Source organism: Salinicoccus siamensis (assembly GCF_042429615.1).
In the GTDB taxonomy this organism is placed as follows: domain Bacteria; phylum Bacillota; class Bacilli; order Staphylococcales; family Salinicoccaceae; genus Salinicoccus; species Salinicoccus siamensis.
In genome coordinates this window covers 1-24,734 of sequence record NZ_JBHMAH010000006.1, presented here as the reverse complement: position 1 = coordinate 24,734, position 24,734 = coordinate 1, and the positions used below count along the sequence as shown (strand labels likewise).

The following is a 24,734-nucleotide window of genomic DNA, read 5'->3' as shown; positions in this document are numbered from 1 at the left end:
ATGGCTGAGAAGAACATGGACACATATGGTGCCAGTCAGATACAGGTATTGGAAGGATTGGAAGCAGTCCGTAAGCGTCCAGGGATGTATATTGGATCTACAGCTGCAAAAGGGCTCCACCATCTAGTATGGGAAATAGTGGATAACAGTATCGATGAGGCGATGGCAGGACATGCCAATCGCGTCAACATCACGGTTGAAGAAGATAACTGGGTACGGGTGACCGATAACGGCCGCGGCATCCCGGTGGATATCCAGGAGAAGATGGGCAGACCAGCAGTAGAGGTCATACTGACCGTCCTCCATGCCGGCGGTAAGTTCGGCGGCGGTGGATACAAGGTTTCAGGTGGCTTGCACGGCGTCGGTTCATCCGTGGTCAATGCGCTGAGTGAAACACTTGAAGTGTATGTGCACCGCGACGGTAAGATTCATCACCAGAGCTATACAAGGGGGGTCCCTGATTTTGACCTCAAAGTCATTGGAGAGACCGATAAGACAGGTACGGAAATCCGGTTCAAGGCGGATGGTCAGATCTTTACGGAAACATTGGAATATGACCTCGAAGTACTCCAGAAGCGGACTAAAGAACTGGCGTTCCTGAACAAAGGCCTTGAGATCAATTTGACGGATGAGCGCGGCGAAGAGGATATCTCCTATCAGTATTACTTCGAAGGCGGCATCATGTCCTATGTGGAACAGATGAATGAAACGCGCGATGTGCTCCATGATGAAGTGATATATATGCACAGCGAAAGGGACGAAGTGGAAGTGGAGATTGCCCTCCAGTACAACAATGGGTACAACACCACACTGCTGTCCTACGCCAACAACATCCATACGTACGAAGGCGGTACGCATGAAGACGGATTCAAACGTGCCTTGACGAAAGTGATCAATAATTACGGCTTCAAAAATCGCATCATCAAAGAAGGCGAAGACCGTTTGAGCGGGGAAGACGTCCGCGAAGGCTTGACCGCTGTCGTCTCCATCAAGCATACGGATCCTCAGTTCGAGGGTCAGACAAAGACCAAGTTCGGCAACTCGGAAGCTAGGCTGATCACCGACCAGCTGTTCAGCGAGGGATTTGAGCGCTTCCTGCTCGAGAATCCCGGCCCAGCCAAAATCATCGTCGAAAAAGGTCTGACAGCCCAGCGTGCCCGTGTGGCTGCTAAGAAAGCACGCGAAATGACACGCAGAAAATCAGCGCTTGAAGTATCCAGCCTGCCCGGCAAGCTCGCCGACTGTTCAAGCAAGGATCCTTCAGAGAGCGAACTGTTCATCGTGGAGGGGGATTCGGCTGGCGGCTCCGCCAAATCAGGCAGGAACTCAACCACTCAGGCGATTCTGCCGCTCCGCGGTAAAATATTGAACGTGGAGAAGGCCCGCCTCGACAGGATTCTGAACAATAACGAAATCCGTGCCATGATCACTGCACTCGGTACAGGCATCGGAGAGGAATTCGACTTGTCGAAGGCCCGTTACCACAAAATCGTGATCATGACCGATGCGGACGTCGACGGGGCACACATCCGTACGCTGCTCCTCACATTCTTCTACCGGTTCATGCAGCCGCTGATTGAAGCGGGATATGTGTATATCGCACAGCCACCACTCTACAAAGTGGAACAGGGCAAGAACAAACACTATGTCTTTGACGACAGGGAACTTGTGGAACTCAGGAAAGAATTGAAGGAAACTCCTAAAATATCACTTTCGAGATATAAAGGTCTGGGTGAAATGAATGCGGATCAGTTATGGGAGACCACAATGGATCCGGAATTCAGAACCATGTTGCAGGTGACTTTGGATGATGCGGTATTGGCCGACCAGACATTTGAGATGCTGATGGGCGACATCGTCGAAAACCGTCGCAACTTCATCGAAGATAATGCATTGTACGTACAGAATCTAGACGTCTAAACAGTGGAGGGTATTTTTGAATGAGCAGAGTGACAGAAATCAATATAAGCAAAGAAATGCGTACCTCATTCCTTGACTATGCCATGAGTGTCATAGTGTCAAGGGCATTGCCGGACGTCCGGGATGGCATGAAGCCAGTGCACCGCAGGATAATGTACGGCATGCATGACAACGGTATGACTTCTGAAAAACCATATAAGAAATCAGCCAGAATCGTCGGGGATGTCATGGGTAAATACCATCCCCACGGCGACTCCTCAATCTATGAAGCGATGGTGCGTATGGCGCAGGACTTCAGCTACCGCTATCCGTTGGTCGATGGCCAGGGCAACTTCGGTTCGATGGACGGGGACGGTGCAGCGGCGATGCGTTACACCGAAGCCAGAATGAGCAAAATTTCCATGGAGATGATGCGTGACATCAATAAGGATACGGTCGATTTCCAGGATAACTATGACGGCAATGAACGCGAACCTGTCGTGCTGCCGTCACGCTTTCCAAATCTGCTCGTCAATGGAACGAGCGGTATAGCGGTTGGCATGGCGACCAACATCCCCCCGCACAACTTGACGGAAGTCATCAATGCCGTCCTCGCCTACTCAAAGGATGGGGAAATTACACTTCCTGAGCTGATGGAATACGTCAAGGGACCGGATTTTCCGACAGCTGGACTGGTCGTCGGAAAAAGCGGCATCAGACGGGCATATGAGACCGGCCGTGGCTCGGTCATCATGCGTGCGCGCTGTGAAATAGAAATGATGAAAAACGGCAAGGAGCGCATCGTGGTTTCGGAGATCCCCTACCAGGTGAACAAGTCGCGTCTCGTGGAAAAAATTGCGGAACTGGCACGCGATAAGAAGATTGAAGGCATTACCGATCTGCGCGATGAGACGAGCTTGAAAGAAGGCGTCAAGATCATCATCGAAATCCGCAAGGACAGAAATGCGAACGTCATCTTGAACAACCTCTATAAGCAGACCCCGCTCCAGACCAGTTTTGGGATCAATACGCTTGCCCTAGTCAATGGCCAGCCGAAGATACTCAGCCTCAAGGAAGTGCTTGCACATTATCTGGAGCACCAGAAAGTCATCGTCACCAGACGCACGAAGTTCGACCTGAAACGTGCTGAAGACCGCGCGCATATTCTGGAAGGACTCCAGATTGCGCTCGACAACATCGATGAGATCATCACACTGATTCGGGAAGCTGCGAATGACGAAGCGGCCAAGACCGGTCTGATGGAACGCTTCAACCTCTCTGAACGGCAGTCTCAGGCGATCTTGGATATGCGTCTAAGACGTCTCACCGGGCTTGAGAGAAGCAAGATCGAAAATGAGTACAATGAAGTCCAGAAGACCATTGAATATTTGAAGACGATTCTTGCAGATGATGAGAAACTGCTAAGCATCATTCGGGAAGAGTTGATTGAAACAAGGGATAAATACGGTGATGAACGCAGAACTGAAATTACCCTCGGCAATCTATCCGACATCGAGGACGAGGATCTCATACCGGAAGAACAAATTGTAGTCACGCTCAGCAACAGCAACTACATCAAACAGCTGCCCTCTTCCACCTATCGCGCCCAGCACCGCGGCGGCCGTGGGGTCCAGGGCATGAATACGGTTGAAGATGATTTCGTCAGCCAGATCGTGACGATGAGCACGCACGACTACATCCTGTTCTTCACAAACAAAGGACGGGTCTATCGCCTGAAGGGCTATGAGATACCTGAGATGTCCCGTCAATCCAAAGGTATACCGATCGTCAACATGCTTGAGATCGATAAGGATGAAGTAATCAGTACCATGATCAGCGTAAAGGATGAGGATACCGCGGATAAATACCTCGTCTTTGCGACCCGCAACGGGCTCGTAAAGCGTTCTCCACTCGATAATTTCGAACGGATCAACAGAAACGGTAAAATCGCCATTTCATTCCGTGGAGATGATGAACTGCTTGCGGTACGTCTGACAGATGGTTCCAAGGAGATCATCCTAGGTACGCGTCAGGCCAACCTGATCCGTTTCCCTGAAGATCAGATCCGTTCCATGGGACGGACTGCAGCCGGTGTAAAAGGGATCAATCTGCGTGAGGGCGATTATCTTGTGGGACTTGATGTATTGGCAGAAGATCAGTCGATCCTTGTCGTAACGGATAATGGCTACGGTAAATTGACTCTGGAAACCGAGTATCGTGTGACACGGCGTGGCGGCATGGGCGTCAAAACATCCAATCTGACTGAACGCATCGGCGAATTGGTCTATATTGCTGCAGTCGATGGTGATGAAGACTTGATGATCGTCACGGATCATGGTGTACTCATCCGCCTGTTGATGGAGCAAGTATCGACTACAGGCCGCAATACCCAAGGTGTCAGACTGATCCGGATGGCCGAAGGCCAGAAAGTGGCGACCGTCGCCAAAGTGAAGGAAGAAATAGAAGATGAAGAACTTGAAGCACAAGATGAAGGCTCAGAAGAAACAGACTCAACAGAAATAGAAACAGATGATGGGCAATAGCTCCAGCCTATCCCCCCTGCCATATGGCAGGAGGGATTTTTATATGCAGAATTGCACTCTGTGAATGGAAGCGCTATAATGAAGTCAGTTATCAGAGAATTTAGTGAACCACCATAAATGAAATGAAGAGGTATAAAATGCAACAGTCATTCGGTAAATACGCTACACTCACTGCTTTAGTGGATCAGGAAACAGCCCAGCAGCTGATGCCGGAATATGCATCTTTTCAGGTGACTACCGGGAAAGTCGGCTCAATGGATCTCAAGAAAGTCATCTCTTCCGTTGAAACTGCAGCGAAACGCAATGGCATCATCAACGGAGAAGTCTATCGTGAGACCCATGCGCTCTATCACGCCATCATTGAAGCGGCAGAAGGGGTCACGCGCGGAAAGCTGAGCGTCGGCGAAATCATGCGCACAGTCGGGTTGACCTTCTCGATAGTGAGGGGCCGTCCCTATACTGAGGACGCTGAAGGCGAGTGGATTGCCGTATGTTTCTATGGCACGATCGGTGCGCCGATCAAAGGCAAGGAGCATGAGACCCTCGGACTTGGCATCAACCATATATAAGATCGAATATTTGTCATAGACAATAGACATTAGAGACACTAACCATCCAAATGGGATGATTGTGTCTTTTTTTATTGCTAAAAGGAGGCAGCATTATGATAGTTTTAACATTGGACGGAAATGGACTGACCATCGAAAAGATGAAGACATTTCTGAGGGATGACCACAGCACAGTCGAAATTTCGGATGAGGCGTATCAGAATGTCAGAGCATCCAGGAAGACCGTGGAGCGCATCATCGAGGAGGAAAAGACCATTTACGGCATCACGACGGGGTTTGGCCTATTTTGCGATGTCAGAGTTTCAAAGGATAAAACGACCGACCTTCAAGTCAACCTGATCCGCTCCCATGCCTGCAGCATGGGAAAACCATTTGCTGAAAAGACAGTGCTCGCCATGATGGTCCTCAGGTTGAATACTCTCCTAAAAGGATACTCCGGCGTTACCGTTGAGTTGGTGGACCAATTAAAAGCTTTCATCAATCAGCGCATCATTCCGGAAGTGCCTGAGCAGGGCTCCCTTGGTGCTTCTGGAGACCTTGCCCCCCTTTCCCACCTCGCTCTCGCCCTGATTGGGGAAGGCGAAGCTTTCTACCGGGGAACCCTCAGACCATCATCAGAAATACTCGCAGAAACTGGCCTAACCCCCCTCACCTTGCAGGCGAAGGAAGGGTTGGCACTTATCAATGGCACACAGCCGATGACGGCCCAAGGACTCATCAATTACATCGAAGCGGAAAAGATCATGGACGACAGCCTATGGATATCCGCTCTGACTTTGCAGGCGTTGAATGGCATTACAGATGCATTCAATGAGAAGGTGCACCGTTCACGTGGCTATAAGGAACAAACCGATGCCGCAGCACGTATGCGGGGCCTGCTCGAAGGTTCCCGACTGACGACGCGTCAAGGCGAAGTGCGTGTACAGGATGGCTATTCGCTGCGTTGCATCCCGCAAGTACATGGTGCTTCCCTGCAGACCTTGGTTTATGTAAAAGAAAAGATTGAGATAGAAATGAATGCGGCAAACGACAACCCGTTGATTTTTGGAGAAGAGGAAGTCATCTCTGGCGGGAATTTCCATGGTCAGCCGATTGCGATTGCGATGGACCTGCTCAAAATCGGCGTCAGTGAAATCGCCAATATTTCTGAAAGACGCATTGAACGGCTCGTCAACCCTGCATTGAATGGCGATCTCCCTGCCTTTTTGAGTCCAGAAGAAGGGCTGCAGTCGGGGGCGATGATCCTTCAGTACGCAGCAGCAAGCCTAGTATCCGAAAATAAGACACTCGCCCACCCGGCAAGCGTCGACTCCATCCCCTCCTCGGCCAATCAGGAAGATCATGTGTCGATGGGTACGATAGGCGCCCGGCATGCCAGAGATATCATCGATAACGTACGGAACGTCATCGCAATCGAACTGTTCATCGCATTGACGGCCGTTGAAATTAAAGGGCACGATAAACTGTCGCCGAAAACACGCGAAAAATTTGATGAATACCGCAGCCATGCCGCATTCATCGATCAGGACCGCAATTTCAGTAAGGATATTAAAGTATTGTCTGAAGAACTTAAACAAATCAAAGGGGTGGCGGAATATGTCTAGAAAAATAACTGCAAAAAAAGGTCTGGAAATCGAATGTAAGGGATGGGAGCAGGAGGCCGCTTTACGCATGTTGTACAACAACCTCGATCCTGAAGTGGCGGAGCGTCCTGAGGATCTGGTCGTCTACGGCGGCATCGGCAAGGCGGCGCGGAACTGGGAAGCCTTTGAAGCGATTGAACGCACGTTGCGTAATCTGGAGAAGGATGAAACGATGCTGGTCCAGTCGGGCAAGCCAGTGGCCGTATTCAAGACACATGAAGAAGCGCCGCGCGTCCTCATGTCAAATTCTGTACTAGTGCCGAAATGGGCGACATGGGACCATTTCCATGAGCTCGATAAAAAAGGCCTTATGATGTACGGTCAAATGACGGCGGGAAGTTGGATATACATCGGCTCCCAAGGCATTGTCCAGGGTACATATGAAACGTTTGCCGAACTGGCGAATCAGAACTATGGCGGTACGATGCGTGGCACAATCACTCTGACCGCAGGCCTTGGTGGCATGGGAGGTGCCCAACCGCTTGCTGTCACGATGAATGAAGGGGTAGCCATTTGTGTGGAAGTGGATGAGACGCGTATTGATAAGCGGCTGGATACCCGTTATCTCGATAAAAAGACCTCTTCTCTCGATGAGACACTTCAAATGGCTGAAGCGGCGAAGAATAAGGGGGAGGCGTTATCGATCGGCCTGCTCGGCAATGCTGCTGAAATCCATCATGAAATTTTAAGGCGGGGCTTCAAGATAGATATAGTGACCGATCAGACTTCTGCCCATGATCCTTTGAACGGGTATGTGCCGGAAGGTTACAGCCTGGAAGCGGCAGCTGAGTTGAGGCATGCAGACCCTAAGGAATATGTGAGGCTCTCATCCGCTTCGATGGCGGCCCATGTACAGGCCATGCTGGAATTCCAGAAAAAAGGTGCCATCGTCTTCGACTACGGCAACAATATCCGCCAAGTGGCGTATGATGCAGGCGTTGAAGATGCATTCGACTTTCCGGGATTCGTCCCAGCCTACATCCGTCCCCTGTTCTGTGAAGGCAAAGGGCCTTTCCGCTTTGCAGCACTGAGCGGTGATCCGAAAGATATTAAAGCCGCGGACGACAAGATGCGCGAACTGTTCCCGGATAACGAAAAACTGTTGAGGTGGCTGGATATGGCCCAGGAGAAGATCGCCTTCCAGGGTCTGCCTTCCAGAATTGCCTGGTTAGGATATGGGGAGCGGGCGAAAATGGGTCTGGCGTTGAATGAAATGGTCGCAAATGGTGAGATATCAGCACCTGTAGTCATCGGACGGGACCATCTGGACAGTGGATCTGTGGCCAGCCCCAACCGGGAAACGGAGAGTATGAAGGATGGCAGTGATGCCGTCGGTGACTGGGCGATACTGAATGCCCTGGTAAATACAGCAGCAGGTGGATCATGGATCAGCGTCCACCACGGCGGCGGCGTAGGCATGGGCTACTCGCTCCATGCTGGGATGGTGGTTGTTGCAGATGGCACTGAAAATGCAAAAAGACGGCTCGAGCGCGTGTTGACGAGCGATCCTGGCATGGGTGTCGCACGTCATGTTGATGCAGGGTATGACATTGCGGTGGATACTGCGCAAGAGAAAGGTGTACAAATACCGATGTTGGAGGAGAATGAATAATGAATGATATCATCATCAAAAATATAAAATCACTGTTGTTGCCGAAGAAGAGCGCCGGACCATTAAAAGGCAAAGAGATGGATGAACTTGAAATCATCGACCAGGCAATGATTGTCATCAAAGATGATAAGGTGGTCTACCGTGGTGCAGAAACGGACGACTATCAAGCATCTGAAACAATCGATGCTTCAGGTATGATCGCCTCCCCTGCCCTTGTCGATCCCCACACCCATGTGGTGCATGGCGGTTCCCGCGAACATGAGATGGCCCTAAAACGCCAGGGAGTGGATTACCTGACCATCCTGGAACAAGGCGGCGGCATCCTCAATACGGTCGAACAGACAAAAAAGGCAACGCATCAGGAATTGTTCGATAAAGCTTCAAAGAATATCATCCGTATGATCCAGTACGGGGTGTTGACTGTAGAAAGTAAGAGCGGATATGGCCTTGACCGGGAAAACGAATTGAAGCAGCTGGAAGTTTCCCGGGAAATAGCTGAAAAATTCCCGTTGACGATGCGCCACACATTCCTCGGACCGCACGCCATCCCTAAAGGAGCGAATAGTGATGCCTTCCTGGATGAAATGATCGATCTGCTGGATGAAGTGAAAGACTACGCGGATTTTGCAGATATCTTCTGTGAAACGGGCGTCTTCACCATCGACCAGTCGAGGAAGTACATGGAAACGGCAAATGAAAAAGGCATGAGGGTCAAAATACATGCTGATGAAATCGACCCGCTTGGGGGTCTGGAACTCGCCATCGAGCAGAATGCAATCAGCGCAGATCATCTGGTCGCAGCGAGTGATGAAGGCAAAAGACAGCTTGGTAACAGTGATACCGTAGCGGTGCTGCTGCCGGGTACGACATTCTACCTCGGCAAGGAGGAATATGCAGATGCGCGCGGCATGATAGAAAACGGCGGTGCCGTAAGTCTGGCCACCGATTATAACCCGGGAAGCTGCGTAACCGACAACCTGCAGATGATCATGGCGATCGCAAGCCTCAAACTGAAGATGACACCCAACGAAATATGGAATGCGGTAACTGTCAATGCGGCCCACGCGATTGATGTGGACAAAGGGACACTCGAAGTGGGGGATGACGCTGATATCGTCCTATGGGACGCACCGAACCATGAATATATCCCCTATCACTATGGGGTCAACCATGCCCGTACCGTCCTCGCTAAAGGTCAGGTGGTCTACAGGCAGCCGGGACTCCTTACGAATTGATGGACTTGCATTTACGCCCTGTTCATAATAGAATGAAGAAAAGTTGAATAGCAGTCACTTGCAAGGAAGCAGTAGTGTATAGCTTGTTCACAGAGAAGTCATGGTTGGTGAAAATGACTGCAGGCGAACATGAATTTCCGTCCTTGGCTAAAGAGTGGCCGGTATCCTGTACCGTTAAATGTTCAAGATGATGCACAGCATCAAATTAGGGTGGCAACGCGTATACCACGTCCCTTTCCGGGGCGTGGTTTCTTTTATTTCAAAATAGATGGAGGTCAAACTTATGCTTGATATCAAATTGATCCGTAATGAAACGGAACGTGTGAAGGAAAAGACGAGGAAACGTGGCGAAGATCCTGCAATCATAGATGAGATATTGGAGTTGGATGACTCCCGCAGGGCACTTATCCAGAAGACCGAAGAGTTGAAGGGCAAGCGCAATAAAGCATCTGAAGAAATTGCGCTGAAGAAGCGGAATAAAGAAAACGCAGATGATGCCATCCAGGCCATGCGCGATGTCGGTGAGGAGATCAAAGACATCGATGAGCGGCTTAAGGCCGTCAAAGCAAGCTTCAATGATAAGATGAGCCGGGTGCCGAATCTCATCCACGATGATGTGCCTGAAGGACAGGATGACACAGAAAACGTGGAAATCCGCAAGACGGGGACGCCCCGCAAATTCGATTTTGAACCGAAGGCGCACTGGGATCTGCTGACTGACCTGGAACTGGCGGACTTCGAGCGTGCCGCAAAGGTTTCCGGGGCGCGCTTCGTCTACCATACTGGAGACGGTGCAAGGCTGGAGCGTGCATTGATGAACTTCATGCTGGATGTGCATAATAAAAATGGCTACCGGGAAATGATGACGCCGCAGATTATTCGCGCAGAAGCCATGTACGCGACCGGACAGCTACCGAAGTTCGGAGATGACCTGTTCAAGATAGAAGACATGGAAATGTATACAATCCCGACTTCAGAAGTCACTTTAACGAATTTCTACAAGGATGAAACGTTGTCTGATGAACAGCTGCCCACTAAATTCACTGCCCAGACAGCTTGCTTCAGGAGTGAGGCAGGATCTGCCGGAAGGGATACCCGCGGCCTCATCCGCCTGCATCAGTTCAATAAGGTCGAAATGGTGCGCATAGAACGCCCTGAAGATTCCTGGGAGGCACTTGAAGAGATGACCGCGCATGCAGAGAATATATTGAATTTGTTGGAGATTCCGCACCGTACTGTGCTACTCTGTACGGGAGACATCGGATTCGGCTCTTCGAAAACCTACGATGTCGAAGTATGGCTGCCGAGTTATGAGGACTACAAAGAAATCAGCTCAGTCTCCAACATGACCGATTTCCAGGCGCGCCGTGGCAATATCAAGTTCAAGCGCGAAAAAGGAACTAAAGCCGAGTTCCTGCATACGTTGAATGGCAGTGGACTTGCGGTCGGACGAACGATGGCTGCACTTTTGGAAAATTATCAGAATGAAGATGGTTCGGTTACGATTCCAGAAATACTCAGACCGTATATGAATGGTCAGGAGAAACTTGAAGCGTTATAATAGTACTAATGGATGCTCCTATTCGTTTAGGGGCTTTATTTTATTTTTGGAGGCGCAGAAATTTGAATAGACAAGTATCGATGCTTCAACTTATGCTGGTGCTGTTCACTGTCTTTGTGTTCATCACCCTCACAGACATCAGCCTGCTTTTTGGAGCAGTCCTGCTGCCATTCGCAGCTTTTTTCCTAGTCAGGTTGAAACGTCAGTCCAATTACCATTTTTGGCTGACCTTCATCAGTTTCCTGATACCTGCCATCCTACTGCTTTCGCCAGATTCTTGGCTGTGGTTTGTGGTATTATATATAGTGGCAACAGTCCTCCATAGGACTTTGAAAAATGAAGATTCGCAGGAAGTCACACTTTTCTATTTGACGGCTGCACTTATGATCAGTACGATCGGGGGATTGAATCTTCTCCAGGGGCTTGGGTATATCCAGCCACTGTCAGAAACCTATCTGAATATCCGTAACTGGTACATTGAACAAGTTGAGATGTATGGTTCCATCGCATCATCCGCACTTGATAGCGGCCTCATCCAGAGTACGATGGACCAGTTGTTCATCAATCTGCCCGCGCATATCACCATACTGTCGTTCCTGATTGCGCTCTACACCGTTCTGATGCAACGTGTCCTCCACGCTTCGACAGATGTGAAGCTGTGGAAATACCGTTCCTTCAAGGAATGGATATTCCCAAGGTTCGTGCTGCATTTATTTTTGATACTGTTTATAGTATCATTCTTTACAACTGAAGGTGCAGCGCAATCGACTATCGGAAACGTAATGGTTGTGATGGAATGGGCCCTGTTTCTCCATGGACTAAGCTTCCTCTATTTCTTTTTCAGGGAAAAGAAGCTTAACAAGGTTCTATCGATTGGATTGTTGGTGCCGTTTGCCATACTCAGGCCAATTACGCTGCTTATCGGCATATTTGAAATGATCTTCAGGTTCAGGAAACTATTACTGGCAAAAAGGAAGTGATGGGAATGTACAATGTGCTGGACAAGAGAATGGTATTCATACCATTCGCCATAGCAGCGTTCCATATACTGGTCATGAATATATTTGTCCTGACCAACCATTTCAGGACCGGTCTGCTTTTTCTGATCGTAAGCGCCATTCTCCTGACACTTCTCAGCCTGTACCTCTACCGATCGGTCATCCTCAACGAAACCCGCTTCCGACAGATGGTGGTGGATATCGCAGGCAGCAAGCAGTATGCGATCGATGAATTGCCGATGGGGCTGATCATACTGAATGATGAAGATGAGATCGAGTGGATGAATGACTACATGTACAAGGAAATCTCGAAAGAGAACTTGAATGTACCGATCAACCGCCTGTTCCCGAACGTCATGACCACATTGAAGGCAAATAATATACAGACGACGGAATCGACCTATAATGATAAGCACTACAAGATCTATTGGGACGAAAAGTTTCAGGCCCTCCATCTGATCGACATCACCAATCAGCGTCGTAGGGAGGTGGAACTTGAGGAGAAGCAGCCCGTCATCGGTATACTTTTCCTCGACAACTACGACGAGGTCACCCAGAACATGAGCGAGGCCCTAAAGAGTGAATTGAACAACAATATCACGAACATAATCAACGATTGGGCCAATCATCACCATATCTACATCAGACGGTTTTCACAGGATCGCTTCATCGTGCTGCTGAATTCAAAAAGTCTGAACGAAATGGAAGATACGCGCTTCAACCTATTGGATGAAGTGCGTGACCGTACACAGGAACTGGGTGCACAGATCACATTGAGCATCGGCATCGGCGAAGGTTCCGATGATTATATCGAAGTCGGCGAACTCGCCCAGTCGAGCCTTGACCTCGCATTGGGGCGTGGTGGGGACCAGGTCGCCATCAAGACGATGAACGGCAACGCCAGGTTCTACGGCGGCAAGACGGATCCTATGGAGAAGCGGACACGGGTCAAGGCGCGCGTCATATCGCATGCCCTACGTGACCTTCTCCTCGAAGGTGACAACGTGCTCATCATGGGGCACAAGCATCCGGACATGGATTCGCTCGGCTCTGCAATCGGCGTGGCCAAACTGGCTTCCATGAATGGCATAGAAGCGAACATCGTGCTCAATGATGAAGATATCGATGAAACACTCCAGAGGATGATGAATGAACTCGAGAAGCGGGAAGATCTGATGGAGATTTTCGTGACCTCTGAAGAGGCGTGGGAAAAGATGAATTCGAAGACGACGGTTGTGGTCGTCGATACCCACCGGCCGAGCATGGTGCTGGATGAAGTGCTCCTCAACAAGGCGACACGGAAAGTGATCATCGACCACCACCGGCGCTCCGATGATTTCATCTCAAATCCGCTCCTTGTGTATATGGAACCTTATGCATCGAGTGCGAGTGAACTGGTTGCGGAGATGCTGGAGTACCAGAATAAGGAGCAGAAGCTGTCCCGTCTGGAAGCGACGGTCATGCTGACCGGCATCATTGTAGATACAAGGAACTATACGCTACGTACCGGTTCGCGGACATTCGATGCGGCGAGCTTCCTGAGGAGCCAAGGCGCAGATCCTGTACTGGCGCAGACCTTCCTGAAGGACGATATAGACACCTATATTGCGCGGAGCGACCTCATCAAGTCCGCTGAAATCAGGGACAATGGCATCGCCATAGTCAAAGCCGATCCATCGATGACCTATCATCCGGTCACAGTCGCCCAGGCTGCCGACCAGCTTCTGCAGATCGAAGGCGTCCAGGCTTCATTCGTCATGGCGATAAGGGAAGACGAGTCGATCGGCATATCTGCGCGCTCGTTCGGGGAAGTCAACGTCCAGCTGGTCATGGAGGCCCTGGGCGGAGGTGGACACTTGTCCAACGCCGCAACACGCGTCACAGATAAAACGATGGATGAACTTTACGAAGAACTGATAGAAACAATAGACGATATACTTTATAACGGGAGTGAAGAAGAATGAAAGTGATCTTTCTGAGCGATGTAAAGAATAAAGGTAAAAAAGGTGAAGTGAAGGAAGTGGCGACAGGCTATGCCCAAAACTACCTTCTTAAAAAAGGATTGGCTGAAGAAGCCACACCTGGCAACTTGGCAAAACTAGAAGCAGAAAAAGAAGCCAAAGCCGAAAAAGCCAGGCAGGAATTGGAAGATGCGAAAGCATTGAAGGAAGAACTGGAAGAAAAAGAAGTCGAAGTCAAGACTAAGGCCGGCGAAGACGGCCGCCTGTTCGGTTCAATCAGTTCAAAACAGGTGAAGGAAGCCTATGAGAAGCAGCACGGCATAAAACTGGATAAAAGGAAACTCGATATGTCACAGCCATTGAAGAGCCTTGGCTACCACAAGATGAATGTAAAACTCCACCAGGAAGTCTCTGCTGAAATCAAAGTGCATGTCGTCGAAGAATAATCAGCCGGGGAGGCATTGATATTGGATATACATCAGCAGATGCCCCATAACATGGAGGCGGAACAATCTGTCCTCGGTGCGATATTGATCAATCCGGAAATCTTCATTTCTACTGCGGAGACACTGGATCCCGAAGATTTCTACCGTTCGGAACACCGGCATATCTATCAGGCTATGGGCATACTGAGTGAAAACCATCAGAATATCGATGTCGTCACCCTGATCGATCAATTGAAAAGCATGGAAGTGCTCAATTCCGTCGGTGGCCCGCGCTATCTTGCGGAATTATCCAATGTGGTGCCCACAAGCCGCAATGCGGCCTTCTATGTTGATATCGTTGCGAAATATGCCCTCAAAAGAAAATTGATCCAGACAGCTGAAGAAATCGCCAATGAAGGGTTTTCGGAGGATGCAGAGATAGAAGATCTGCTGACTGAAGCCGAGTCGAGGATCATGTCGATATCTGAAAGCCGGCGGAATGAAGGCTTCAAGTCGATGAAGTCAGTCGTCCACGAAGTCTACGAGCAGGTCGAGGCCAGAGCGGGCCAGACGGATACTACAACCGGTATCCCGACCGGCTACCGGGACCTTGACTTCATGACATCAGGATTCAACCGCAATGATCTGATCATCCTCGCCGCCCGCCCTTCCATGGGTAAGACGGCCTTCGCCTTGAATATCGCAGGCCATGCCGGCACTTCGGCCGAGAACTATACTGTGGCGATATTCTCACTCGAAATGGGAGCCGATCAGCTTGTTTCAAGGATGATCTCAAGCCAGGGCATGATTGATGCGACGAAGCTGCGTCAAGGGAATCTCGGACATGATGATTGGGATAATTTCACGACTGCGATAAGCAGTCTCGCAGAATCGAAGATCTTCATAGATGATTCACCAGGGATACGTGTCAACGATATCCGGTCGAAATGCATGCGTCTGAAGCAGGAACATGGTCTGGATATGGTGATCATCGATTACCTTCAGCTGATCCAAGGGTCGAGCAGTAAGCGCAGCGATAACCGCCAGCAGGAAGTATCGGAGATTTCACGTATGCTGAAGGCATTGGCACGCGAGATGGAATGTCCGGTCATAGCACTGAGCCAACTCTCCCGTAGTGTGGAGACGCGGCAGGACAAGCGGCCGATGATGAGTGACTTGCGTGAATCCGGTTCAATTGAGCAGGATGCCGACATCGTCGCCTTCCTGTACAGGGAGGATTACTATACGCGGGGCGATGGTGAAGAGGAGGCTGAAGGCGCGCAAAAGGAACAGGACGAGATTGAAATCATCCTGGCCAAGCACCGTAACGGACCAACGGGTACCGTCAAGCTGATCTTCAATAAATCCTACAGCAGTTTCTTCGACCAAGACAATAGAGGTTATGATGACGGCTATATCCCGCCGAACTAATTACGAATGTTTTTATAGGCACCCTATAAAAACGTTCGTATTTTTAATTGCATTATGTTCAGCTTATTGTTAGAATAAGTACGGTATATCAATGATAAATTGGAGGCAAACTTATGTCTGGAACAGTAGTAGTCGGAACCCAATGGGGCGACGAAGGAAAAGGTAAAATTACAGATTTCCTGTCTGAAGAAGCGCATATCATCGCACGTTTCTCCGGAGGGAACAACGCAGGCCACACGATTCAATTCGGTAGCGAAACGTATAAGCTCCACCTCGTGCCCTCCGGAATATTCTATAAAGATAAAATCTCCCTGATCGGTAACGGCGTCGTCATCGACCCCCTTTCCATAATCAAGGAACTCGACGGCTTAATCGAACGCGGCATTTCAGTGGACAACCTCAGGATTTCAAACCGTGCCCAAGTCATCCTGCCCTACCATCTGCTTCAGGACGAGCTTGAAGAAGAAGCACGCGGAGCGAATAAGATCGGCACGACCAAAAGGGGCATCGGCCCGTGTTATGTAGATAAGGCGCAGCGTATCGGCATACGTATGGCTGACCTGATAGATGAAGAGACTTTCAGCAAAAGGTTGAAAGAGAACCTCGGGATTAAGAACCACATGTTCAAGGCACTCTATGGACGTGAAGGCTATACATTCGATGAAATATTCGAACCTTACCGTAAAGCGGCAGAACGCCTCGCGCCTTACGTCACTGATACTGCCAAAATACTCGATGATGCATTTGAGAATGGTCAAAACGTCCTGTTTGAAGGTGCGCAAGGTGTCATGCTCGATATCGATCACGGTACATACCCATTCGTCACTTCAAGCAACCCCGTTGCAGGTAATGTCACGGTTGGCTGCGGCGTCGGCCCAACTTCTCTGAAGAACATAGTGGGTGTGTGCAAAGCCTATACTTCACGCGTTGGAGACGGCCCCTTCCCTACTGAACTGTTTGATGACAACGCAGAACATATCCGTGAAATAGGACGGGAATACGGTACTACAACAGGTCGCCCGAGACGTGTCGGATGGTTCGACAGCGTCGTTGTCCGCCATGCACGCCGTGTCAGTGGCATCACCGACCTGTCGCTCAATTCCATAGATGTGCTGAGTGGCCTGGAATCAGTCAAGATATGTACAGCCTACGAAATAGACGGAGTGGAAATGACTGAGTATCCGGCTACACTGAAGGAATTGGAACATGCAAAACCAATCTTCAAAACACTGCCGGGATGGAAAGAAGACATTACAGGCATCAAACGCCTGGAAGATCTGCCGGATAACGCCAGACACTATCTGGAGGAGATTTCACGCCTTACAGGAGTGAATATCTCAATCTTCTCTGTAGGACCAGACCGCAACCAGACGAACCTCCTCAAGAATTTCTGGCAATAGAACTGATCCCGCGGTATGACCGCGGGATATTCTTTTGAAAATATGAAAATTTGAGTTGAAAAGTAAATTTGCCTCATGGTATAATAATGTTTGTGTTAAAACATATGGCCCGTTGGTCAAGCGGTTAAGACACCGCCCTTTCACGGCGGTAACACGGGTTCGAGTCCCGTACGGGTCACTTATATTATATTTCACATAGTCCTGGTCCCGTGGTGTAGCGGTTAACATGCCTGCCTGTCACGCAGGAGATCGCGGGTTCGATTCCCGTCGGGACCGTCCATCTGAGCTGTCAGCGCTTCTTGCTGATGGCTTTTTTGCTATGGTTGATGGAAATGCGTTCGAAAAAGTGATACATTTAGTTTGGATACGAGTGTGTTTATAAACCTTGTAATGAAAGCGGGGGAAAGAAATGCCCAAGAAGATTGTTGTAGTAGATGACGAAAGACCGATTGCGGATATTCTGGAATTCAACCTTGAAAAAGAAGGATATGAAGTGCATTGTGCCTATGACGGCAACGATGCTTTGGAATTGATTTTGGACGTGGTGCCGGATATAGTACTTTTGGACATCATGCTCCCAGGCATGGATGGCATGGAAGTGTGCAGGGAAGTGCGCAAGAAGCACGATATGCCGATCATCATGTTGACCGCAAAAGATTCCGAAATAGATAAAGTGCTCGGATTGGAACTCGGTGCGGATGATTATGTGACGAAACCCTTCTCTACCCGTGAACTCATCGCCCGGGTGAAGGCGAACTTGAGGCGTAACGTCGAAACGGCTTCAAAAGAAAAAGAACCGGAATCCAATAATATCCAGATCAGGGACATTACAGTCATACCGGAAGCCTTCGCAATAAAGAAATACGATAAAGATATCGACTTGACCCACAGGGAATTCGAACTGTTTAATTATCTTGCCCAGCATCTATCCCAAGTCATGACGCGGGAGCACCTGCTTGAGACGGTATGGGGTTATGATTATTTTGGAGATGTACGTACAGTCGACGTGACCGTCAGACGACTCAGGGAAAAAGTGGAGGATGATCCGTCGCACCCTGAGTATCTCATGACACGACGCGGTGTCGGTTACTATATCCAAGGTGATGAAAAAAGGAGTTAACATTTAATGAAGCAGTTTTTCAAAAATCTGCAGTCCCTCCATATTAAACTTGTCATCATCTATGTGCTTTTGATCATCATCGGCATGCAGATCATCGGACTGTACTTCACCAACACGCTCGAGAAGGAACTGATCGGCAATTTCCAGGAAAACATCGAAACGCAGGTGAGTCTCATTGACACGAGAATCAACGAGCTGCATAGGGAATATGGAGACGATAGTACCCAGTTCCAGGAAGAGGTGCAGACCTTGCTTGCCGATTACGGCAACCGCTCGGAAATAGAGGAGATCAGATATGTCAATTCGGATAATGTCCTTATCGCAACAAGCCGGATCTCAAATGAACTGAGTGTCGGTACAAGGATCGATGCGCCCCTGACTGAGGAATCCATCACCACCGGTACACGCAACGAGGAAATCTACGTCAACGTGGACCAGGACAACCAGCGCGTTTGGCTGTTGAATCAGCCAGTCATCCAGGAAGGCCAGATACTCGGGGCGATATATACCTCGTCCAATATAGAGGAAGTATACAAACAGCTGCAGGCCATCAACAATACATTCATCATCGCCACAATGATCTCCCTCATCATCACGAGCATCCTTGGCATCTTCATCGCGCGCACAATCACCCGTCCGATTACGGATATGCGCAATCAGGCGCTCCTCATGTCAGAAGGGGACTATACATCGCGTGTAAAGATATACAGCAGTGATGAAATCGGTGAATTGGCAGGTTCATTCAACATGTTATCGAAACGTGTTCAAGAAGCCCAGGCCAATACGGAAAGTGAGAAAAAGCGCCTGGACTCTGTCATTACTCATATGTCCGACGGCATCATCGCTACGGACCGGCGGGGCCGCATACGCGTCGTCAATGAGATGGCGCTCGATATGATCGGGGAGACAGCGGAAAATACGCGTGGAGAGGATATGCTTGCTGTATTGAAACTGGACGATGAAATGATGCTTGAAGAGATCCAGGAGATGGATGAGAGTCAGCTCCTCTTCTTCAATCATGATGATGAAGAGACGACCATCCGTGTGAATTTCTCGACCATCGTCAAGGATACAGGATTCATCAACGGTTACATCGCTGTGCTCCATGACGTTACGGAGCAGGAGCGTGTGGATACTGAGCGTCGTGAATTCGTAGCAAATGTCTCCCACGAGCTCAGGACGCCGCTTACATCCATGCGGAGCTATATAGAAGCCCTACAGGGCGGCGCTTGGCAAAATGAAACGCTCGCCCCCAAATTCCTTGGTGTGACCCGTGAAGAGACAGACCGTATGATCCGTCTGGTCGAAGATCTACTGCAACTTTCCAGAATGGATAATGAAGCAGAAGAGCTGTCCAAGGAAATTGTAGATTTCAACCTGTTCCTAAACCGCATCATCGACCGCTTCGAAATGACCCATAAGGATGAAGTCGAATTCGTGCGCGATATCCCGGATACCGCCGTCTTTACAGAGATTGCGGTGGATAAGATGGGTCAGGTACTCGATAACGTCATATCGAATGCCATCAAGTATTCAAGCAAGGAAAACAAGAAAGTCGAGTTTCATGTGAAACAGAACCGTCTGTACAACCGTCTGACCGTGCGGATAAAAGATAACGGACTGGGTATACCCGCAAGCAAAGTGGATCGTATATTCGAGAGGTTCTACCGGGTCGATAAAGGCCGTGCCCGAAAAATGGGCGGGACAGGACTCGGGTTAGCCATATCAAAAGAAATCGTCGAAGCGCATGATGGTAGGATATGGGCAAACAGCGTGGAGAACCATGGTACAACAATCTTCATCAACCTGCCGTGTGAAACGCTGGAGGAGGCGGATTGGGATGAATAGGGAAAGACTCAAATCCACAATCCTATTCCTTCTCGTCATCAGCAGTGCCATCCTCACCTATATGGTCTGGAGCTACCAGCCCGAATTTTCGCAAGTCGATACATCGATCGAGTCGACCTCCAACATCGGTCAGGGGGAATCACTGGAATTCGGCAGCGTCATGCGGGCCTATCAATTGATATGGGTCGACGGCAATACAGTGAAAGGTACGATTAAAGAAGATGCGGTTGTCGGCGTACGGGAGTTTCTGAAGGATACAGAAATTGAGAATATTGATATATACAATAATATAAATCGCCTGACGCCTGATGTTAAGGAAGACGGGGATGAAGAATTCCTGATTGTGGACTACCCATCCGAGATGCCATCCAAATCACTTTTCCAAGTGCTTGGGTTCTCCTACGAAGGTGCCCTACCCGACTACAGTTTTGATCGGATTATAGTAGACATTGCTTCTCCAAAAGTCACTTTCTATATGTTGAATGAAGCATTGGAACAAGTAGCCGTCGCCGAGACGGACATCGATAGCAGCTACCTGTTGTCGATCGTGGAGGAATATGAAGATTCCTTCGAAGATTACGTTGGCATCATCACCAACCAGAAAACCTCAAACAATAAGACTGCCATCTATGGGCCGGAAGCTCCGGGTGCTGTATCCATTGAGCATTTTCTGATGACTCAGATCGGCATCGATACGATGAATGATATCCTCTTCATGGGCGATGAAATCGAAGTTAATAAAAACGATGATGTATATGTCTATGAAGGGACCCATAACTTATCGACATATAATCCCGAAACCTATAATTTCGTCTACACAAACCTTGATGAGTCGCTGTCATCGAATAGAAATCCGCATCAGACCATCCAAAGAAGCTTCGATTTCCTCAATTCGCATGGTGGCTTAGAAGCTGAACATATGCTTTTCGATTATGAAGCGGATGGCAACGAATCGACTTATCGCTACACCTTAAACGGATATGCGGTGTTCAGTGATGAAATATCAAGTGTCGTTATGACCAAATACGGTAATAATGCGCTTTTTGAATATCAACGTCCCCTACTCAATATCAGTGCAGAAGTACCGAATGATGAAATGAAGTCCCTCGCAAGGCTGGAAGATGTCCGTTATCAGATTGCATTGAATGAAGATCTGGATCTTCAGAAAGTATCGAAAATCACGATCGGTTATGATATGCAGTTTTCAGATGTGCAGACTGAACTCAATCTGCTGCACTTCACACCGCAATGGTATGTAAAATACAACGATGAATGGATGCGGTTCAACGAAGGAGGCCTCCACTGATGGATTGGAAGCTGACGAAATCCCTCTATATCCTGGTCTTCCTCCTAATCAACATCGGCCTTATCATGATGTACTACAACAAGCAGCAGGAAGATATCCATAAGATAGAAAACCGGCCCAATATCCTTGAAGAGACGAATATAGATCTATCACAGCTGCCCGAGCATGAGCCGCGCAAGTTGAATATACTGTCTGCAGTCAAGGCGACTTTTATAGACTCTGAAGAGGTAGAAGCTGAAACAGTTGAAACGACGAATGAAGGCTATGTTTTGAAAAACGATTTTGAAGCCGGAGAAAATGCACCGGATATGACACGTGAGGATTTGGAAAACCATAAGGCCGAAGAAGTTTACAGAGGTTCGGAATATGAGTATGATGATGTAATGAGTGATGAAGGCTATATGCTGTTCAATCAGCATTATGAAGAATTGCCCATCTTCAACAATGAAGCGGCAAGACTGCTTTACAGAGGGGATGGCCAGCAGGCGATGGAGTATGAACAGGGCTACCTGAAAAACATCAGTGAGAATGAATATACTTCGCCAGTCGCTGTCCGCGATCCCGAGAAAGTCGTCGCGAGTCTGTATACTGACGAGCGGATTTCCGGAGAAGCGGAGATTGAAGATGCCCGACTCGGATACTACATCATCTTAAATGATGGTGATCAAGTGCTTCTCAGGCCGAAATGGAGATTGAATATCAACGACCAGGGTGTCGATAAGACAGTATATGTTGATGCCATCAGCGAAACAGAAGATATTATTGAAAGAGAGTGAACAGAATGAAAATGAGCGTGTTAGCCAGTGGCTCCACGGGAAACAGTACGTATCTCGAAACAGAACAAGGCAGCCTGCTCATAGATGTGGGACTTTCGTGCAAGCGGACGGAGGAAGCATTGAATTCACTAGGTACCTCCCTCAAGAATGTTGATGCCATACTTATTACGCACGAGCACAGTGACCATATCAAGGGTCTGAAAGTCATTTCCAAAAAATATGGCATTCCGGTATATGCAAATGAGAAGACGTGGCAGCGCATCGAGTCCAAAGATATTCAGGTCGCGAGTGACAGGAAGTTCCACTTCAATCCACTGGAGGAGAAGGAACTCCTTGGGATGGATGTCCAATCATTCAATGTGTCCCACGATGCAATCGATCCACAATTCTATACATTTATGCAGAATGATAAAAAACTTTCAATCATCACCGATACAGGCTATGTCTCGGATCAGATGAAAGGCATTATAAAAGACAGTGACTGTTTCGTCTTTGAAAGCAACCATGATGTAGATATGCTCCGGATGTGCAGATATCCATGGATGACCAAGCAACGCATACTTTCCGATGTCGGACACGTCTCCAATGAAGATGCAGCGCATGCGATGCACGACGTTATAACAGACCGCACCAAGCGCATATATCTGAGTCATCTGAGTCTTGATAATAACATGAAAGAACTTGCTAAAATGAGTGTCGAACAGATATTGAACCATTACGACATCGATACGGATAATGATATAACGATAAGCAATACCGATAAAGCAATACCGACAAAGATCTACCAAATATAAAGTTATACACACAATTATGAAAAAAGGTGTGCATAACCTATGATTATTGTGGATACTTTATAATAATTGTGGATAAGCAAACAGTCAGTTGTGTAAAACTGGCTGTTTTATTTATATTTATAGAAATTTAATGATTATAATCTCTTTTTATGTATAATAATTAATGAATTCATGTGGATATGTGGGAAAGTTGTGTATAAACATGTGTATTATCCATGAATCGTTAAAACCTGTTAATAGATATGCACATGTGGATAGACTAAGTACAACAGCATAGCCATCAGAAAGGAGACGCAAATTGAAAATTACGCTAATTACAGTTGGGAAGTTAAAAGAGAAGTATTGGCGCCATGCAGTCGAAGAATACAGTAAGCGCATAAGCGGCTACGCCAAACTCGAACTGATCGAGATCCAAGATGAAAAAGAACCAAACAATGCAAGCGATAAAGATATAGAAATCATAAAAGACAAAGAAGCGCAAAAAATCCTGAGTAAAATCAAAGAAAATCAGCATGTCGTCACGCTGGAAATCCAAGGTAAGACTTATACCAGTGAAAATTTGGCGAAAGAATACCAAAGGTGGATGAACACCGGTAAAAGCGACGTCGTCTTCATCATAGGCGGCAGCAACGGAATCGGCAAAGCAGTTCAAAAACGTTCCGACCAGGAGATCAGTTTCGGTTCCCTCACCTACCCGCATCAAATGATGAAGGTGATGTTGCTTGAGCAGATATTCCGAGTGAATAAGATTATTAGGAATGAGAGTTATCATAAGTAGTGTGTTAGAAATAATCTAAGAATCTTTAAGTGGAAATGCTGCTTATATTTCAATGGACTTTATGTTTCAGGATCTTTCGACAGAGAGTAGATTATGTACGTATATACTTCATAATAAAACAACAAATAAAGTAAGTCACCAGAGTTCAGTTTGGATTAAGTATGGGGATGATTGGAAGTTATTTTTCCTTCAAGGTACAAGTACAAGCAGATAAAAATTTATAATACGCTCGGCATAATCACCAGTGAACTGTTTATGTCGAGGAAAGTTTTAAGTAGAGAAGCAATCGAATTAAACTCAAAAAGGAAATTGGAATTAAAATTATAAGATGCTAGTATTTTTGTTTTTTTAATCATTTAAAACTATAATGATACGAATGAATATATAGTTTAGAACAGTTAATAGTAATACATATCACTTTCATTTACAAAAACCAGAATAAAGAATGATATTAAAGAAATTAGATGAGCCTGATAAAAATATGGAATATAATAATGATATGAAAGTTGAGATATAAAGAAAAGTGTACTACAGCTTTAGCTCCAGTACACTATTTATGAGAACAGAAAATATTTATAGACTATTTGCCATAAGCTCTGCTTGATCAACGATATTATCAACTGCTATCTTCTGAAGATCCGGTGAATAGCCATACTTCTTTATTAATCTTCTCATCTTCACCCTCATTTTAGCTTGAGTACTTTCTCGCTTATGCTAATCAACACTTATTTGTTTAATTGAATAAAAAGTTATCGTATATAAATTGGTGGATTTTATAATGAACTTAGCCACCTTTGATACAAAAAACGTCATGTGAATTTCATGTTATATTGAA

General features: G+C 47.7%; 18 protein-coding genes, 2 tRNA genes and 1 pseudogene. 20 read left to right on the top strand and 1 reads right to left on the bottom strand.

All coding sequences use genetic code 11. The features are described 5' to 3' along the window. The 20 genes from gyrB to rlmH all read left to right on the top strand — a co-directional run bounded on the left by gyrB (position 1) and on the right by rlmH (position 23,899). Positions 1-1,920 carry a DNA topoisomerase (ATP-hydrolyzing) subunit B gene (gene gyrB / locus ACFFLE_RS02800; RefSeq protein ID WP_380569650.1) on the top strand — a complete coding sequence of 640 codons (1,920 nt, stop codon included), beginning with the start codon at positions 1-3 and terminating at the stop codon, positions 1,918-1,920. Between the two features lie 20 nt (positions 1,921-1,940). Next, complete coding sequence (gene gyrA / locus ACFFLE_RS02795; RefSeq protein WP_380569649.1) at positions 1,941-4,442, top strand: DNA gyrase subunit A; 2,502 nt, start codon at positions 1,941-1,943, stop codon at positions 4,440-4,442. Between the two features lie 137 nt (positions 4,443-4,579). Further along, complete coding sequence (gene hutP, locus ACFFLE_RS02790) at positions 4,580-5,011, top strand: histidine utilization transcription antiterminator HutP (protein ID WP_380569648.1); 432 nt, start codon at positions 4,580-4,582, stop codon at positions 5,009-5,011. 98 nt (positions 5,012-5,109) lie between these two features. Next, on the top strand, positions 5,110-6,615 hold the full coding sequence (hutH, locus tag ACFFLE_RS02785) for a histidine ammonia-lyase (RefSeq protein ID WP_380569682.1): 1,506 nt from the start codon (positions 5,110-5,112) through the stop codon (positions 6,613-6,615). Then, positions 6,608-8,266 (top strand): urocanate hydratase, encoded by a 1,659-nt coding sequence (gene hutU, locus ACFFLE_RS02780; protein ID WP_380569647.1) that lies wholly within the window; start codon positions 6,608-6,610, stop codon positions 8,264-8,266. Before hutH ends, hutU begins: the two co-directional genes overlap by 8 nt. Next, a complete protein-coding gene (gene hutI, locus ACFFLE_RS02775; RefSeq protein ID WP_380569646.1) occupies positions 8,266-9,501 on the top strand; it encodes an imidazolonepropionase in 1,236 nt (411 codons plus the stop codon). The genes hutU and hutI overlap by 1 nt, the downstream gene beginning before the upstream one ends. 283 nt (positions 9,502-9,784) lie before the next feature. Further along, positions 9,785-11,062, top strand: a complete 1,278-nt coding sequence (serS, locus tag ACFFLE_RS02770; protein WP_380569645.1) for a serine--tRNA ligase — start codon at positions 9,785-9,787, stop codon at positions 11,060-11,062. A 62-nt stretch (positions 11,063-11,124) separates the two neighbouring features. Next, a complete protein-coding gene (locus ACFFLE_RS02765; RefSeq protein ID WP_380569644.1) occupies positions 11,125-12,042 on the top strand; it encodes a DUF2232 domain-containing protein in 918 nt (305 codons plus the stop codon). 5 nt (positions 12,043-12,047) lie between these two features. Beyond that, positions 12,048-14,024, top strand: a complete 1,977-nt coding sequence (locus tag ACFFLE_RS02760) for a DHH family phosphoesterase (RefSeq protein WP_380569643.1) — start codon at positions 12,048-12,050, stop codon at positions 14,022-14,024. Continuing rightward, the gene (gene rplI, locus ACFFLE_RS02755; protein WP_380569642.1) at positions 14,021-14,467 is read left to right on the top strand and encodes a 50S ribosomal protein L9; all 447 of its coding nucleotides are present in this window, start codon (positions 14,021-14,023) and stop codon (positions 14,465-14,467) included. The genes ACFFLE_RS02760 and rplI overlap by 4 nt, the downstream gene beginning before the upstream one ends. 39 nt (positions 14,468-14,506) lie before the next feature. After that, a complete protein-coding gene (gene dnaB / locus ACFFLE_RS02750) occupies positions 14,507-15,877 on the top strand; it encodes a replicative DNA helicase (RefSeq protein WP_380569681.1) in 1,371 nt (456 codons plus the stop codon). 113 nt (positions 15,878-15,990) lie between these two features. Continuing rightward, complete coding sequence (locus ACFFLE_RS02745) at positions 15,991-17,277, top strand: adenylosuccinate synthase (RefSeq protein WP_380569641.1); 1,287 nt, start codon at positions 15,991-15,993, stop codon at positions 17,275-17,277. Positions 17,278-17,383: 106 nt separating this feature from the next. Beyond that, a tRNA-Glu gene (locus ACFFLE_RS02740) sits at positions 17,384-17,455 on the top strand. Between the two features lie 25 nt (positions 17,456-17,480). Beyond that, positions 17,481-17,553 (top strand) — tRNA-Asp (locus ACFFLE_RS02735). Between the two features lie 133 nt (positions 17,554-17,686). Then, complete coding sequence (yycF, locus tag ACFFLE_RS02730) at positions 17,687-18,397, top strand: response regulator YycF (protein ID WP_380569640.1); 711 nt, start codon at positions 17,687-17,689, stop codon at positions 18,395-18,397. Positions 18,398-18,403: 6 nt separating this feature from the next. After that, the gene (walK, locus tag ACFFLE_RS02725; protein ID WP_380569639.1) at positions 18,404-20,245 is read left to right on the top strand and encodes a cell wall metabolism sensor histidine kinase WalK; all 1,842 of its coding nucleotides are present in this window, start codon (positions 18,404-18,406) and stop codon (positions 20,243-20,245) included. Beyond that, complete coding sequence (locus tag ACFFLE_RS02720) at positions 20,238-21,551, top strand: YycH family regulatory protein (RefSeq protein WP_380569638.1); 1,314 nt, start codon at positions 20,238-20,240, stop codon at positions 21,549-21,551. Before walK ends, ACFFLE_RS02720 begins: the two co-directional genes overlap by 8 nt. Continuing rightward, a complete protein-coding gene (gene yycI / locus ACFFLE_RS02715; RefSeq protein ID WP_380569637.1) occupies positions 21,551-22,327 on the top strand; it encodes a two-component system regulatory protein YycI in 777 nt (258 codons plus the stop codon). Before ACFFLE_RS02720 ends, yycI begins: the two co-directional genes overlap by 1 nt. Beyond that, positions 22,324-23,121, top strand: a complete 798-nt coding sequence (locus ACFFLE_RS02710; RefSeq protein WP_380569636.1) for an MBL fold metallo-hydrolase — start codon at positions 22,324-22,326, stop codon at positions 23,119-23,121. Before yycI ends, ACFFLE_RS02710 begins: the two co-directional genes overlap by 4 nt. Before the next feature lie 298 nt (positions 23,122-23,419). Continuing rightward, positions 23,420-23,899 (top strand): 23S rRNA (pseudouridine(1915)-N(3))-methyltransferase RlmH, encoded by a 480-nt coding sequence (gene rlmH, locus ACFFLE_RS02705; protein ID WP_380569635.1) that lies wholly within the window; start codon positions 23,420-23,422, stop codon positions 23,897-23,899. Positions 23,900-24,472: 573 nt separating this feature from the next. Here the strand turns inward: rlmH and ACFFLE_RS02700 are convergent. Beyond that, positions 24,473-24,610, bottom strand: a pseudogene (locus ACFFLE_RS02700) (type I restriction enzyme endonuclease domain-containing protein); the annotation flags it as partial. Positions 24,611-24,734 lie beyond the last annotated feature (124 nt).